The organism is Halorubrum salinarum (assembly GCF_013267195.1).
In the GTDB taxonomy this organism is placed as follows: domain Archaea; phylum Halobacteriota; class Halobacteria; order Halobacteriales; family Haloferacaceae; genus Halorubrum; species Halorubrum salinarum.
Window position 1 is genome coordinate 1810443 of record NZ_CP053941.1, and the last position, 13162, is coordinate 1823604.

Sequence of the window (13162 nt, forward strand, 5' to 3'; positions counted from 1 at the left end):
CGTCAGTCCGCCCGGTCGTCGTCGCCCTGCCCGTCCGCATCGTCGTCCGCGCTCGCAGCGTCGTCCGCGCTCGCGTCGTCTCCGTCGTCGTCCGGTTCGTCGGCCTCGACCGCCTCCGCGTCGGCCTCGTCCCCCGCAGCGTCCCCGTCGATCTGGCGCTTTATCGACTCCAACTCGGACTCGACGTCGACCTCCGGCGGGTCGTCCTCGGCCGCCTCGCTCTCGGCGTCGACGCCCTCTCCGGGTTCGGTCACGTCGATCTGGACCGGGCTGTCGTCGTTACGCCCGGCGTCCGGCGCGCTCCGCGGTCCGTCCTCGTCGCCGGGGCCCCGGTCGCGGTCGCGCCCGAGCCGGCGGTCCCGCGCGGCGTCCGCCTCGCGGCGCCCCTCGTCGATCCGGGACTCGATCTCCGCGGTGAGGTCGCGCGCGTCGGCGATGATCGACCGGGAGGCGGCGTCCTCGGGGAGGTCGGCCTCCGAGAGCGCGGTGCGAAGCTCCGAGAGCGACCGGGCGAGCCCGGCCGTCGCGCCGTCGCGGACGTCGGCGAGGCGGTCGCCCGCGCCCTCGCTCCCCTCGGCGACGCTCCGGCCGGGGTCGGCGAGCCGGAGGGTGCCCCGGAGCAGTTCCAGCGACTTGATCGTCGTCTCCAGCAGCGCGATGACCGTCGGGATGGTGTACTGTTCGGTGAACCGCACCAGCTCCGAGAGCCGGGGCGGCCGCGGCGGCCCGCGGCGGTCGCGCTCGCTCTCCCGGAGGTCGGCGCGGAGCTCGCCCAACACCGATTCGAGCTCGTCGAGCCGCTCCTCGAGGTCGTCGTCGCGTCGGTCGCGGGAACTCATGCCGCCTCGTAGGCGGGCCGCGAATAAAAAGCCCGGCAGCGCCGCGTGGCGCCCCGATCGGTCGCGGCGCGCCGCTCAGAACCCCTCGCGCAGGAACGTGCGCCGCGGCGGGAACAGGGCGGCCAGGTCGGCCGCGAGGCCGTCCGGGGCGCCGCTCGCGAGGTCGAGGTCGGCGTGCGCCCGGAGGTCGTCGAGGTCGCGGTAGCCGGCGTACAGCTGCGAGAGCGCGCCGATCCCGGCCGTCGCGTCGACCGCCGTCGCCCCGGGAGCGCCGTCCTCCTCGGGGGCGACCCGCTCGGCGGTGACCTCGCCGTCCTCCACGGTCACCCGGATCGGTCGGTCGTGCCAGCCGACGAGCGGGTCGTCGACGCCGAGCGTGAACGCGGTTTCGAGCTCGGGGTCGGGCGCCAGCGCGGGCAGCGCGTCGGGGACGTCGACGAGCCGGAACATGGGGCCGGCGCGGACCTCCTCGGTCACCGCACGCGGGTCGTCGACGCGGTCGAGGAGGCTCACGTCGGCGGGGAGGCGGAGCCGAACGCGCTCGACCTGCGAGTCGTGATCGCGACAGAACCGGAAGACGCGGTCCCAGTCGGCGGAGTCGGCGACGGCGGCGTCGGAGACGACCATCGCGCGCCCGTCGCCGTCGTCGCGCTCCTCGAAGGTGTACGAGAGGAGCGCCTTGAGGTCGCCGTCGCGCTCGAAGCCGTACACGTACGGGTCCGTCTGCCACCCGCGGAGGGTGCGCTCGCGCCACCACGCCTCGGTCCGCGCCATCGTGAAGTCGTAGCGCTCCGCGGTCGCGGCCAGCAGGTCGGCGGCCGCGCCGTGGTCGTCCTCGCCGAGCCGCCGGAACCGGCCCGCCTCGTCGCCGCCGTCGCTCTCCTCGGCCGCGAACGCCAGCTGCTCCGGCGGCGCCTTCACCCAGCGGTAGCGGTTCACCGTCCCCCAGCCGTACCGGCGGTAGAACGGGTGCTCGAAGGGCCACAGCGCGGAGAAGCGCACCCCGTCGTCGCGGTACTCGGTCAGCGACTCGCGGAGGAGCCGCTCGATGTGTCCGTTGCGCCGGTGCTCGGGCGGCGAGGCGACCGCCGAGAGGCCGGCCACGTCGCGGTCGCGTCCCCGGATCCGGAGCGAGAAGTCGTGGTGCCCGCACACCGCCACGGGCTCGTCGCCGTCGAACAGCCCCCGGTACTCCGCGAGGTGCTCGCGGTCGTCGTCCTCCTCCTCGGGGTCGTACGGCCCCTCCTCGGGCGAGAAGGCGTAGCGCATGAACGCGCTGAACTCGTCGCCCCGCTCCTCGGGGAAGGGCCGGTAGTCGAGGTCGCCCATACGCCGTCGGCGCCCGGGAGCCTGATAAGCCTTCCCGGCGCCTGCGCGTGGTTCTCATGCTCCGGTCGGCGGTCGCCCGGTCGGCGGTCGCCCCGGCGGCTCGTTCAGTCGAACTGACCGCGCCGGTACTGGACCGGCCACTCGGCCTCCTCGCCGAGCTCGTGGGCGGCCTCCAGCGGCCAGTACGGGTGGCGGAGCATCTCGCGGCCGAGCGCGACGAGGTCGGCCCGCCCGTTCCGGACGAGGGCGTCAGCGTGGGTCGGCTCCGTGATCCCCCCGACGGCGGCCACGGGCACGTCGGTCCCCTCGCGGACCGCCTCGGCGTAGGGCACCTGATAGCCCGGTCCCGCGCTCGGGATCTCCTGGTCCGGGTGGATACCGCCGCCGGAGACGTCGATCAGGTCGGCGCCGGCCTCGGCCAGCAGGGGGGCCAGCCGGACCGAGTCGTCCACGTCCCACGAGTCGCGGTCGGGGAGCCAGTCGGTCGCGGAGATCCGGACGAAGATCGGCTTGCCGTCGGGCCAGACCTCGCGGACGGCCGCGACGACCTCTCGGAGGAGCCGGGTGCGGTCCTCGAAGCTCCCGCCGTACTCGTCGTCGCGGTCGTTGGTGACCGGCGACAGGAACTGGTGGAGCAGGTAGCCGTGGGCCGCGTGGACCTCCGCGACCTCGAAGCCGACGTCGCGCGCCCGCTCGGCGGCGGCCGCGAAGGAGTCTATCACCGCGTCGATCCCGTCCCCGTCGAGCCGTCGGGTGTCGGCCAGGTCCCCGTCGTCGACCTCGGAATGCGGGTACGGCTTGTCGCTGGCGGAGACGGTCTCCCAGCCCGCGGGCTCGTCGGCGGGGATGGGACCGCCCCCCTCCGCGGGCGGGCTGTGGGAGGCCTTCCGCCCGGCGTGGGCCAGTTGGATCCCGGGCGTCGCGCCCTGCGACCGGACGAACTCGACGATCGGCTCGATCGCCTCGGCGTGCTCGTCGGACCAGATCCCGAGGCAGTTCGGCGTGATCCGGCCGCGGGCCTCGACGGCGGTCGCCTCGGTCATCACGACGCCGGCGCCCCCGGCGGCGCGGGCGCCGAGGTGGACGCGGTGCCAGTCGTTCGCCAGGCCCTCGTCGGCGGAGTACTGGCACATCGGCGACAGCATCACCCGGTTTCGGAACTCTGTGTCGCGGAGCGTAAGCGGCGTGAACAGCGTGTCAGTCACGGGTCGACGAACGACCCCCGCCACGTAAGGCCCTCCGATCCCCCGCGCGGATCGCCGCCTGTGGTTTAGGCCGACCGAAATCTATAACACCGCCGGCCACTGAGCGGGTTGTAATGACAACGGGAGACCGGATCGAGCGGGACGCCGAGTCGGCGACCGACGAGCGGCCGACGGTCGCCGCGACCCGCTGTTCGCAGGACCGGACCGTCTTCGCAGAACAGGGCAACACCGACGCGTGGATCGCGACCGACCTCACGGTCGAACTTGAACGGTAACGAACCTCCTCCCGCCGCCCGCGCCACCGCGGCGGCTCCGCTTCCGGCGCCGTTCGGCGCCCCCGACTTCACTCCTCGGAGCGGAGCGTCCCGCGGGGCGAGCCCGATGTGCGCGGCGGCGACGCGGTCGCCCGCGCCGCGGCCGTCCCGCGCTCCCGATCCCCGTCGACGACCGCGAGGATCCGATCGAGTATCGAACCGAAGCGGCCGCGCTCGGACCGCTTCTCGAAGTACGCGTCCGCGCCGGCGCCGAACGCCGCCGCCTCGCACTCCTCGCCCGAACACGTCGTGTGAAAGACGACCGGGACCCCGTGGCCCGCCTCGCGGAGCCGTCCGGTGAGACCGACCCCGTCGCCGTCGGGGAGCCGCTGCTCGGTCACGACGCAGTCGACTTCGACCCGCTCGCCGTCGACCTCGACGCCCTCCTCGACCGCGTCGACGGCGGCGGCGACGCGCTCGACGGAGCGGATCCGGACCCGTTCGGTGAGCCGCGTCGCGAACGTCTCCAGCAGCTCGGCGGAGCGCGCGTCGGGCTCGACCTGGAGGACGGTGATCGGCTCGTCGGGCTCCGTCGCGGGCCCGTCTGCTGGCTGTGCTGATCGGTCGGCGGCTGCGTTCGTGTCCGCGTGCGCGTCTGACGGCGGAGATGTGTGGTCGGTCATTCGTTTGGTGGCGGGCGACGACTCGGCGGAGCGCGACTCACTACGCGAGTTGTGATATTTCTTCGTACAATATTTGCTGGAGCGGTGTTATAATAATTGCGCGATCACCGTTGTCACGGCGCCTACGTCGATTATTCGGTGGTATAACCGAGGACGCGCCGAGCGGTTCACCGACGGCGCGGGCGGCGCGTCGCCGGGTCGCGTCCGCGTCCGCCTATCCGACCGCAGCGCCGGGTCGGCGGGGACCCGGCCCGCTCAGGCGAATAGGTCGCGCGCCTCGCGGACGGCGTCGACGAGCGCGTCGACCTCCTCGACGGTGTTGTAGAAGTAGAAGGAGGCGCGCGCGGTGGCGGCGACGCCCATCTCGTCGTGGAGCGGCTGCGTACAGTGGTCGCCGGCGCGGATCGCGACGCCGTAGTCGTTGAGGATGCTGGAGAGGTCGTGGGCGTGGACGCCCTCGACGTTGAACGAGACGAGCCCGCCGCGGTCGTCGCCCGGCGGGCCGTATATCTCGACGCCGCCGAGCGCCGTCAGCTCGTCGTAGGCGTACTCGGCCAGTAGGTCCTCGTGGGCCTCGATCCGGTCCATGCCGATATCCTCTAAGTACTCGATGGCGGCCGCGAGGCCGACCCCCTGCGCGATGGAGGGCGTCCCGGCCTCGAACTTCCACGGCAGGTCCTCCCAGGTGGAGTCCTCGAAGGAGACGCGGCGGATCATGTCGCCGCCGTAGAGGTACGGCTGCATCTCCTCTAAGATCGCCTCGCGGCCGTAGAGGGCGCCGATCCCGGTCGGGCCGCACATCTTGTGACCGGAGAAGGCGAGGAAGTCGACGTCCAGCGCCTCCACGTCAACCGGGCGCGTCGGCACCGACTGCGCGGCGTCGGCGAAGACGTAGGCGTCGCGGTCGTGCGCCATGTCGGCCAGCCCGCGGATCGGGTTCACCGTGCCGAGCGTGTTCGACACGTGGACGACCGAGACCATCTCGGTGTCGCCGTCGATGAGCTCGGCGGCGTGGTCCATGTCGAGCCGCCCCTCGTCGGTGACGTCAATGAAGCGCACGTCGGCGCCCGTCCGCTTGCCGATCTGCTGCCAGGTGACGAGCGAGGCGTGGTGCTCCATCTCCGAGAGGACGACGTTGTCGCCCGGGCCGAGCGCTTCGAGGCCCCAGGCGTAGGCGACGAGGTTCATCGCCTCGGTCGTGTTCTTGGTGAAGACGACCTCCTCGCGGCCCGCGGCGCCGATGAAGTCGGCGACCGCGTCGTGGGCCTCCTCGTAGGCGACGGAGGCCTCCTGGCTCAGCTGGTGGATCCCGCGGTGGACGTTGGCGTTGTAGCTCCGGTAGTAGTCGGCGATGGCGTCGACGACCGGGTCGGGGGTGTGCGAGGTCGCCGCGTTGTCGAGGTAGACGAGGGGGGTGTCGTCGCCCTCGCCCTCCCCGGCGGTCTCCGGGTCCCCGCCGACCTTCCGGTCGAGGACCGGGAAGTCGGCGCGGAGCGCCTCCACGTCGAACGGGTACTGTTCTTGGACTCCCATTACCCGTTATCGGGCCCCGAGCACTAACACACCTTCGGTCCGGTACGTCTTGCGGGTACCGCGGACGCGCGGAACGCCGCGATCCGCGGGGGCTCATCCCGCTACTCTCCCCAGTCCGGATTCGCCCGCGGCGGCGCGAAGATGTCGAAGCCGACGACGGGCTCGTCGGTCCGGTTCTCGGCCGCGTGCGGCTCGCCGCCGGGGATCACGTACGTGTCGTCGGGGCCGACGACGCGCTCCTCGCCGTCGACGAGGAACGTCAGCCGGCCGGCCGTGATCACGCCGATCTGCTCGTGCGGGTGGTCGTGTTCGGGCACGCCCTCGCCCGGTTCGATCTCGAACCGCTGGATGCTCGTGTCCTCGCCGACGGCCCCCTGCGTGAGGAACACGCCGTCGACCGCCTCGACCGCCTCCGCGTCCGCGTCGGGTGCGACCTCCATACGCGCTCCGGCGGTCCGGAGGCACCTAAATCCGCGGGGACGGGCAGCCGGTGCCGGGGGCGACGCCGGCGCCGCCTCAGGGCTCTCACGGGAACGGATGGTACGGGCGGTCGAGCGCGGGCTCGAACCCCATCGACCGCGGCACGTCGCGGGCGCGGTCGCCGAAGAACGGCTCGCCGGTGAACAGCGGCTGCGCGCCGGGCACCAGCACGCGGACCGCCTCGAACCCCAGCGACGCGAGGTCGCGCGTCGTCACCCGCGCGACGTACGGGTCGAGGCCGACGGCCTCGACGCGGTCGACGACGGCGGCGAGCTCGGCCTCGCCCGACAGCGCCGGCTCGCCGAGCCCGTCGGTCGAGACGGTCGCGTCCGGGTCGAAGAACGCCGCGGTCTCGGCGGGGCGGTCGGCGTGGTGACCGATCGCGGCGCCCTGCTCGTCGGCCGCCTCCCGGCCCATCGAGCGGAGCTCGGTCCAGTTCTGGAGCGCCTCCGCGAGCGCGCTCCGGGCCGCCGCGGCCGGGTCGAGGTCGGCGCCCGACCCCGCGGCGAACCGCGGCCAGTCGCCCTCGCGGCCGACGCCGACGGCGACGACCGGCACGTCCACGTCGGTCGTGACGAGCAGCGCCGTCACCGACAGCGACTCGGCGCGCGCCCGTTTCTCCAGCTCGGCGAACCCGGGGTCGTCGACGTCGAGCCCGAGCGGCTCCGTCGTGGAGTACCAGCTGGTCATCGTCGCGTCGCGCTCGACCGCCTCGTAGAGCCCGGAGAGCGCGGCGTCGGGGCCCGAGCTCCCGAGCCCGAGCCCGGTCGTGATCGCCGGGCGGTACCGGCGCTCCGGCGGCGGGAAGTGGACGAACTCCGCCGGGAGGCTCGCCGGCTCGCCGGTCCCGAGCCGCTCGCCCCGGACCCACGGGAGCCGGTCGTCGCGGCCGTACGCCTCGGCGCTCTCGGGGCGCACGAACGCGTCCGGCGTGACCGGGTTCGGGACGTTCGCGGCCGGCGCGCGCGTGAACGCGGCCTCGCGGTAGACGCCGGCCGCGTACCGCTCTAGCCCCTCGCCGAGCGCCTTCATGAACGCGGCGTCCCAGTCGGCTGCCGCGCCGCCGCCGAAGTCGGCCGCGTCGCCGTCGGAGAAGGGCGTCGTGTCCGCGACCCGCGCGACGTAGTACGGCAGCGGGAACGACTCCTGCTCGCCGACCTCGCTCAGCGCGCCGACCCGCGGGTCGACCGCCCGCTCCGCGCGGTCGAGCGTCTCGCCGAGGTCGCGGTCGGCGTGGTCGCGCGGGAGCGCGTCGCCGGGGTCGGCGCCGCAGCCGCACCCGGGCGCCGGGAGGAGCGTCCGCTCGCCGCCCGGCACCTCGACGACCGTGTCCGCCACGGGGTCGCCGGCGAGCAGTCGGATCGCCCGCCGCCCGGCCACCGCGCCGGCGTAGCGCACGGCGGAGCGGCGGCCGGTCGGGGCGTCGGCGGGCTCCGCGCCGCCGCTCTCGACCCGGGCGCGCAGGCAGTCGTAGCAGGCGTCGTCGAAGACGGTCACCGCCGCGTCGAGGTCGGCGAGCGGGACGCCGCCGAGCCCGCCCACCTCGACGGCGACCCACCGGTCGAGCAGCTCGGTCGCGGTCGCGAACGCCGCCGACCCGGCGGTGTCGACGACGACCGCGAGGTCGAACCCGTCGAGCAGCTCCGCTTCCACGGGCATCGCGTTCACGTCGACGTCGCCGAGCGCGGCCCCGGCCGCCTCGACCGCGGGGCCGTCGCCGACAAGTCCGATATCCATACCCCGTGGACGCGAGGCCGGGAAAAAAAGCCGCGGGTCCGCGGCGCGGGAGGGCGGACGGAGAACGAACGCTCGGGGACGCGGGGAAAGAGAGGGAGGCGGCGGTCGGGCGGGCGGTCCGCTCAGGCCGGCGTGGCCGCCATCATCTCGGCGGCCTCGGCGGCGAGGTCGGCGGCGTCGACCCCTTCGAGCCGCTCGTCGCCGAGCTTCAGGCGGAGCCGGGGTCGGCCGACGTCGATCGGGACCTTCTCGGTGTCGATGATCCCCAGGTCCTCCAGCCGCGTCTTCGTGCGGGAGAAGGTCGCCTTCGAGGCGATCCCGACGTCCTCGCCCCACTTCGAGATGTCGTAGAGGAGCACGTCGTTCTTCGCCGCGACGAGCAGGGAGACGGTCACCTCGTCGAGGTCGGCGCCGTCCTCGCCCTCGGTCGCGTCGAGGACGGCGTCGAAGTCGGCGCGGGCCTCCTCGCCGATCTCCGACGCCATCGTCTCGCGGACCCGGCTGATCGCCGGCGTGCGGAGCGTGTACGGCTCGGCGTCCTCGAACGCGCCGCGGTGGGACTCGTACACTTGGTCGACGAACTCGCCGTCGTCGGTCGAGAGCGCGGCGACGTCGTCCCCGGCGGTGACGAGCGCCACGACCCGAGAGGGAGAGACGAACAGCGCGTTGTCGACCTCGCCGTCCAGCACCCGGAGGTCCAAGGCGCCGTCGGCCACGAGGTCGGCCGCCCGGGACGCGACGACGAAGTCGTCCATGACGTCCTTGAGGGTGCGCTCGTCGGCGAGCATCGACAGCTCCGGGAGGTCGTCCCGCCCGACGGCGGTCTCGACCAGCGATACGATCGTCTCCGCGGAGGGGTCCACGACGAGCAGCTCGTCGTCGCCCCCGGCGAAGGCCGCTTCGAGCGCCGCCTCGACGTCGGCCGCCAGTAAATTCGATACCATCTGTCTCTCGGTATAAAAGCTGGTTGCGTATTTAATATTAACGGGATTCATGGTTCGGACAACTCACGTAGGAGGCCTCAAAAGGCCGAAATCGCCCGATCAGCCCCGACGGCGATCGCCGGTCGATCGGCGTCTCGACGGTCGCCATCGTTGCCGGGTGCGCGACCGATCGGCGGCGGGGTGCCGCGGCGGCGACGGAAGGATTAATGCGCGGTCGCGCCCGGGTTCGCACATGGACCACGAGCACGTCCGGGAGGTCGACCCGGCGGTCGCCGACGCGCTGGCCGGGGAGCGCGACAGACAGGAGCAGACGCTGGCGATGATCGCCAGCGAGAACCACGTGAGCGAGGCGGTACTGGAGGCGCAGGGCAGCGTCCTCACCAACAAGTACGCCGAGGGCTATCCAGGGTCGCGCTACTACGCCGGCTGCGAGTACGCCGACGAGGTCGAGGAGCTGGCGATCGAACGCGCGAAGGAGCTGTGGGGCGCCGACCACGTCAACGTCCAGCCCCACTCCGGCACGCAGGCGAACCAGGCGGTGTACTACTCCGTCCTCGAACCCGGCGACAAGATCCTCTCGCTGGAGCTGAACCACGGCGGTCACCTCTCGCACGGCCACCCCGCGAACTTCACGGGGCAGCTGTACGACGTCGAGCAGTACGAGGTCGACCCCGAGAGCGGCTACATCGACTACGAGGGGCTCCGGGACACCGCCGAGTCGTTCGACCCGGACATCATCGTCTCGGGCTACTCCGCGTACCCCCGCACCGTCGACTGGGAGGAGATCCAGGCGGCCGCCGACGCGGTCGACGCCTACCACCTCGCCGACATCGCGCACATCACCGGCCTCGTCGCCGCCGGCGTCCACCCCTCGCCGGTCGGCGTCGCCGACTTCGTCACCGGCTCGACCCACAAGACGATCCGCGCCGGCCGCGGCGGGATCGTGATGTGCGACGCGGAGTTCGCGGACGACGTCGACTCGGCCGTCTTCCCCGGCGGGCAGGGCGGCCCGCTGATGCACAACGTCGCCGGCAAGGCGGTCGGCTTCAAGGAGGCGCTCCAGCCCGAGTTCGAGGCGTACGCCCAGCGGGTGGTCGACAACGCCGAGGTGCTCGCCGAGACGCTCCAAGAGCACGGCCTCTCGCTGGTCTCCGGCGGCACCGACAACCACCTCGTGCTCGCCGACCTGCGCGACTCGCACCCGGACCTCTCGGGCGGCGAGGCCGAGGACGCGCTGGCGGCCGCGAACATCGTCCTCAACGGGAACACGGTCCCCGGCGAGACGCGCTCGCCGTTCGACCCCTCCGGGATCCGCGCGGGCACCGCCGGGCTCACGACGCGCGGGTTCGACGCGGACGCGATCGAGGAGGTCGGCGACCTGATCTACCGCGTCGTCGACGACGCCGACAGCGACGACGTGATCTACGAGGTCGGCGAGCGCGTCGTCGAGCTCTGCGAGGCCCACCCGCTGTACGAGTGACGACCCGGCGCCGTCGCGGGGTCGGTCCGCGTCGACGAATCCGTGCGTAAAAGTGGGGGCGGCCCGCAGGGGTCGGTATGGACGCTCCGCCGTTTCTCGCCGCTCGCCTCGACCGCGACGCCGCCCCGCTGGTCGTCGGCGACGTGATCGCGTTGATCCTACTCTTGACCGTCGGGACGCTCAACCACCAGTCGGTCGCGTTCCTCACCGCCAACCCGCTGTACCTCCCCGGCGTCTACGCCCCGTTCCTGATCGGCTGGGCGGCGGTTGCGCCGCTCGTCGGCGCCTACTCCGCGGGCGCGGCCGAGACGGCGAAGTCGTCGGTGCCGCTCGTCGTCAGGTCGTGGATCCCCGCGGCGGTCGTCGGGCTGGCGCTCCGCGCGTTCGTCTTCCGCGGCGGCGCCGAGCTCACCTTCGCGGCCGTCATGCTCGTGCTGGGATCGCTCGCGCTCGGCGGCTGGCGCGCGCTCTACTTCCGACTGCGGTAGCCCCCGCGTTCCGCCGCCGACTCCGGCGACCGACCGCGCCGCCCCTTTCTCCCCGTCCGACCGAAACGGCTTCCCGGGTCCCTCGTGCGGCTCATAAGTTATGAGTTACATCTGCGTGTTCATGGTCGAACCGCCCGCGAACCGCGAGAAAAATTTAATACGGACGATCCAGTTAGTATTCAACGACAGCATGGCTGGATACTACGACTACGTCCTTGGGCTCATTCCGGGCGCGTTGATCGGTGTGACCGCCTCGCTCACGCTGGTCGGGCTGTCCCTGACCGCCGCGCTCCCGGTCGGCGCCGCGGCCGCGGGCGCGGTGATGGCTCACGCGATGTTCGTCCGAAATCCAGTCGCGGGCGAGGCGCCCGCACGCCAGTCGCTCGACGGCGAGGCCGGCGAGCGCTCGGCGACCGGCGGATCGGCGGGAGGCGGCTCCTCCGCGGGCGCCGCCGACTGAGCGCTCGGCCGCCCGACCCCCGCGGTCCGGGCCCGTCATCCCGACCGCTCGCCGCGTCCTGTACCGTTTAGTCCCCTCGCCGCGAGTGGTCGGGTATGACGGAGACCCTGTTCCTGTCGAGCGGCGACGTCGACGACCTCGCGGAGCCGGCCGACTACGTCGCGGCGGTCCGCGACGCGTACCGCCAGGTGGGCGAGGGCGCGCCGGCCGAACCGCGGACGAAGCTGTTCAACCGCGAGCCGCCGGGCATGCTCACCACCTACGCGGCTGTCCTCCCGGAGACGGGCGCGATGGGCGGGTACACCTACTCGGCGGGGTTCGGCGCGGGCGACGCGTGGTTCATGACGCCGCTGTTCGACGCCGAGTCCGGCGAGCCGCTCGCGCTGCTCGACGGCGCGTCGATGAACCCGTTCAAGACCGGCGCCGCGGGCGCGGTCGCGGTCGACGCGCTCGCCCGCGACGACGCGACCGAGCTCGCCGTGATCGGCAGCGGCGCGCAGGCGCGCGGGCAGGTCGCGACGACCGCGACGGTCCGCGAGTTCGAGGCGGTCCGCGTCTTCTCGCCGACCGCGGAGAACCGCGAGTCGTTCGCCGCCGACTTCGACGAGCGACTCGACGCCGACGTGTCGGCGGTCGAGAGCGCGGGCGACGCGCTGGCGGGCGCCGACGTGGTGATCACCGCGACGACCGCGAGCGACCCCGTGATCGCCGACGCCGACGTGGTGCCGGGCACGCACGTCACCGCGATGGGCCAGTACCACCCGGAGAAGAACGAGCTGCCCCCCGAGCTCGTCGCGCGCGCCACCTACGTCCCCGACCTCCGAGCGCGCGCGACGCAGGACGCCGGCTCGTACCTCGCCGCGGTCGCGGCCGGCCTGATCGAGGAAGGTGAGGGGATCGCGGCCGACCTCGGCGCGGTCGTCGCGGGCGACCATCCCGGCCGGACGAGCGACAAGGAGGTGACCGTCTTCGACTCGGGCGGGACCGGGGTCGAGACGGTCGCCGCCGCGCACATGCTGTACGAGCGGGCGAGCGACGCCGGACGGGGCGAGACCATCGACTTCGCGCCCGCGAGCGAGGCGCTGACGGGCGAGTAGCGCCGGTGGCGCGGGCGGCGCGGGCGGGGGGAGCCGAGCGACGGGGCAGAGGTTGAAGTGCCGCGCCCGCCTGCCCGCAGACATGCGCATCGGCATCGTCTCCGACACGCACGACGACCTGGCCGCCGTCGAGGCGGCCGTCTCGCTGTTCGAGCGCGAGGGGGTCGACGCCGTCGTCCACTGCGGCGACTTCGTCGCGCCCTTCTCCGTGACGCCGTTCGACGCGGACTTCGACTTCCACGCGGTCCGCGGGAACAACGACGGGGAGTGGGCCGTCGAGTCGACGGTCGAGGAGTTCGGCACCTACCACGGGGAGGCCGCCGCGCTCTCGTTCGACGGTGCGGGGAGCGGCGACGCGGCCGGCGCCGACGCGGTCGACGTCGCGGTCACCCACGGCACGAGCGACCTCGTCGTCGACGCGCTCGTCGACTGCGGCGACTACGACTACGTGTTCCACGGCCACACCCACGCGCACGGCGTCGAGGCGCGGGGCGGGACCGTCCGCGTGAACCCCGGCGGCCTCCCCATCCCCGTGGAGGGCGCCGACGACGCGTTCCGGGTCGCGACGCTCGACACGGCGGAGTCGGGGGCCGACGCGGTGACCCACCACCTCCTCGACGGCTGACGGCGTCG

General features: G+C 73.2%; 14 protein-coding genes. 6 read left to right on the forward strand and 8 right to left on the reverse strand.

Features of this window, described 5'->3' with window-relative positions; genetic code table 11:
- Nucleotides 1-2: 2 nt before the first annotated feature.
- The 3 genes from HPS36_RS09170 to HPS36_RS09180 all read right to left on the reverse strand — a co-directional run bounded on the left by HPS36_RS09170 (nt 3) and on the right by HPS36_RS09180 (nt 3373).
- A complete protein-coding gene (locus HPS36_RS09170; RefSeq protein ID WP_173229909.1) occupies nt 3-839 on the reverse strand; it encodes a DUF7547 family protein in 837 nt (278 codons plus the stop codon).
- A gap of 75 nt (nt 840-914) precedes the next feature.
- The gene (locus HPS36_RS09175) at nt 915-2168 is read right to left on the reverse strand and encodes a GNAT family N-acetyltransferase (protein WP_173229910.1); all 1254 of its coding nucleotides are present in this window, start codon (nt 2166-2168) and stop codon (nt 915-917) included.
- A 104-nt stretch (nt 2169-2272) separates the two neighbouring features.
- Complete coding sequence (locus tag HPS36_RS09180; protein WP_173229911.1) at nt 2273-3373, reverse strand: NADH:flavin oxidoreductase/NADH oxidase; 1101 nt, start codon at nt 3371-3373, stop codon at nt 2273-2275.
- A gap of 113 nt (nt 3374-3486) precedes the next feature.
- Between HPS36_RS09180 and HPS36_RS09185 the strand changes: the two genes are divergently transcribed.
- A complete protein-coding gene (locus HPS36_RS09185; protein WP_173229912.1) occupies nt 3487-3648 on the forward strand; it encodes a DUF7331 family protein in 162 nt (53 codons plus the stop codon).
- 68 nt (nt 3649-3716) lie between these two features.
- Here the strand turns inward: HPS36_RS09185 and HPS36_RS09190 are convergent, their stop codons facing one another.
- From HPS36_RS09190 to tbsP, 5 genes are all read right to left on the reverse strand, one after another.
- On the reverse strand, nt 3717-4310 hold the full coding sequence (locus HPS36_RS09190) for a response regulator (protein ID WP_173229913.1): 594 nt from the start codon (nt 4308-4310) through the stop codon (nt 3717-3719).
- Between the two features lie 255 nt (nt 4311-4565).
- Nucleotides 4566-5843, reverse strand: a complete 1278-nt coding sequence (locus tag HPS36_RS09195) for an aminotransferase class V-fold PLP-dependent enzyme (protein WP_173229914.1) — start codon at nt 5841-5843, stop codon at nt 4566-4568.
- A 101-nt stretch (nt 5844-5944) separates the two neighbouring features.
- Nucleotides 5945-6283: a cupin domain-containing protein gene (locus HPS36_RS09200; RefSeq protein ID WP_173229915.1), complete on the reverse strand. Its 339-nt coding sequence runs from the start codon at nt 6281-6283 to the stop codon at nt 5945-5947.
- Between the two features lie 85 nt (nt 6284-6368).
- Nucleotides 6369-8060: a YcaO-like family protein gene (locus HPS36_RS09205; RefSeq protein WP_173229916.1), complete on the reverse strand. Its 1692-nt coding sequence runs from the start codon at nt 8058-8060 to the stop codon at nt 6369-6371.
- Between the two features lie 122 nt (nt 8061-8182).
- On the reverse strand, nt 8183-9004 hold the full coding sequence (tbsP, locus tag HPS36_RS09210; RefSeq protein ID WP_137716645.1) for a transcriptional regulator TbsP: 822 nt from the start codon (nt 9002-9004) through the stop codon (nt 8183-8185).
- Between the two features lie 232 nt (nt 9005-9236).
- On the opposite strand from tbsP, the gene glyA reads away from it, so the two are divergent.
- The 5 genes from glyA to HPS36_RS09235 all read left to right on the forward strand — a co-directional run bounded on the left by glyA (nt 9237) and on the right by HPS36_RS09235 (nt 13154).
- Nucleotides 9237-10484, forward strand: coding sequence for a serine hydroxymethyltransferase (glyA, locus tag HPS36_RS09215; RefSeq protein WP_137716644.1), 1248 nt, complete (start codon nt 9237-9239; stop codon nt 10482-10484).
- A gap of 77 nt (nt 10485-10561) precedes the next feature.
- Complete coding sequence (locus tag HPS36_RS09220) at nt 10562-10972, forward strand: DUF3054 domain-containing protein (protein WP_173229917.1); 411 nt, start codon at nt 10562-10564, stop codon at nt 10970-10972.
- A 100-nt stretch (nt 10973-11072) separates the two neighbouring features.
- The gene (locus HPS36_RS09225) at nt 11073-11432 is read left to right on the forward strand and encodes a hypothetical protein (protein ID WP_394353757.1); all 360 of its coding nucleotides are present in this window, start codon (nt 11073-11075) and stop codon (nt 11430-11432) included.
- Between the two features lie 95 nt (nt 11433-11527).
- Nucleotides 11528-12529 carry an ornithine cyclodeaminase family protein gene (locus HPS36_RS09230; RefSeq protein WP_173229918.1) on the forward strand — a complete coding sequence of 334 codons (1002 nt, stop codon included), beginning with the start codon at nt 11528-11530 and terminating at the stop codon, nt 12527-12529.
- An 82-nt stretch (nt 12530-12611) separates the two neighbouring features.
- Nucleotides 12612-13154 carry a YfcE family phosphodiesterase gene (locus HPS36_RS09235; protein ID WP_173229919.1) on the forward strand — a complete coding sequence of 181 codons (543 nt, stop codon included), beginning with the start codon at nt 12612-12614 and terminating at the stop codon, nt 13152-13154.
- Nucleotides 13155-13162: the final 8 nt, after the last annotated feature.

What these genes read in the sequence shown, in the direction of transcription:
- HPS36_RS09170 (WP_173229909.1), bottom strand. Translation starts at nt 839, where the DNA reads ATGAGTTCCCGCGACCGACGCGACGACGACCTCGAGGAGCGGCTCGAC.
- HPS36_RS09175 (WP_173229910.1), bottom strand. Translation starts at nt 2,168, where the DNA reads ATGGGCGACCTCGACTACCGGCCCTTCCCCGAGGAGCGGGGCGACGAG.
- HPS36_RS09185 (WP_173229912.1), top strand. Translation starts at nt 3,487, where the DNA reads ATGACAACGGGAGACCGGATCGAGCGGGACGCCGAGTCGGCGACCGAC.
- HPS36_RS09190 (WP_173229913.1), bottom strand. Translation starts at nt 4,310, where the DNA reads ATGACCGACCACACATCTCCGCCGTCAGACGCGCACGCGGACACGAAC.
- HPS36_RS09195 (WP_173229914.1), bottom strand. Translation starts at nt 5,843, where the DNA reads ATGGGAGTCCAAGAACAGTACCCGTTCGACGTGGAGGCGCTCCGCGCC.
- HPS36_RS09200 (WP_173229915.1), bottom strand. Translation starts at nt 6,283, where the DNA reads ATGGAGGTCGCACCCGACGCGGACGCGGAGGCGGTCGAGGCGGTCGAC.
- HPS36_RS09205 (WP_173229916.1), bottom strand. Translation starts at nt 8,060, where the DNA reads ATGGATATCGGACTTGTCGGCGACGGCCCCGCGGTCGAGGCGGCCGGG.
- tbsP (WP_137716645.1), bottom strand. Translation starts at nt 9,004, where the DNA reads ATGGTATCGAATTTACTGGCGGCCGACGTCGAGGCGGCGCTCGAAGCG.
- glyA (WP_137716644.1), top strand. Translation starts at nt 9,237, where the DNA reads ATGGACCACGAGCACGTCCGGGAGGTCGACCCGGCGGTCGCCGACGCG.
- HPS36_RS09220 (WP_173229917.1), top strand. Translation starts at nt 10,562, where the DNA reads ATGGACGCTCCGCCGTTTCTCGCCGCTCGCCTCGACCGCGACGCCGCC.
- HPS36_RS09225 (WP_394353757.1), top strand. Translation starts at nt 11,073, where the DNA reads ATGAGTTACATCTGCGTGTTCATGGTCGAACCGCCCGCGAACCGCGAG.
- HPS36_RS09230 (WP_173229918.1), top strand. Translation starts at nt 11,528, where the DNA reads ATGACGGAGACCCTGTTCCTGTCGAGCGGCGACGTCGACGACCTCGCG.
- HPS36_RS09235 (WP_173229919.1), top strand. Translation starts at nt 12,612, where the DNA reads ATGCGCATCGGCATCGTCTCCGACACGCACGACGACCTGGCCGCCGTC.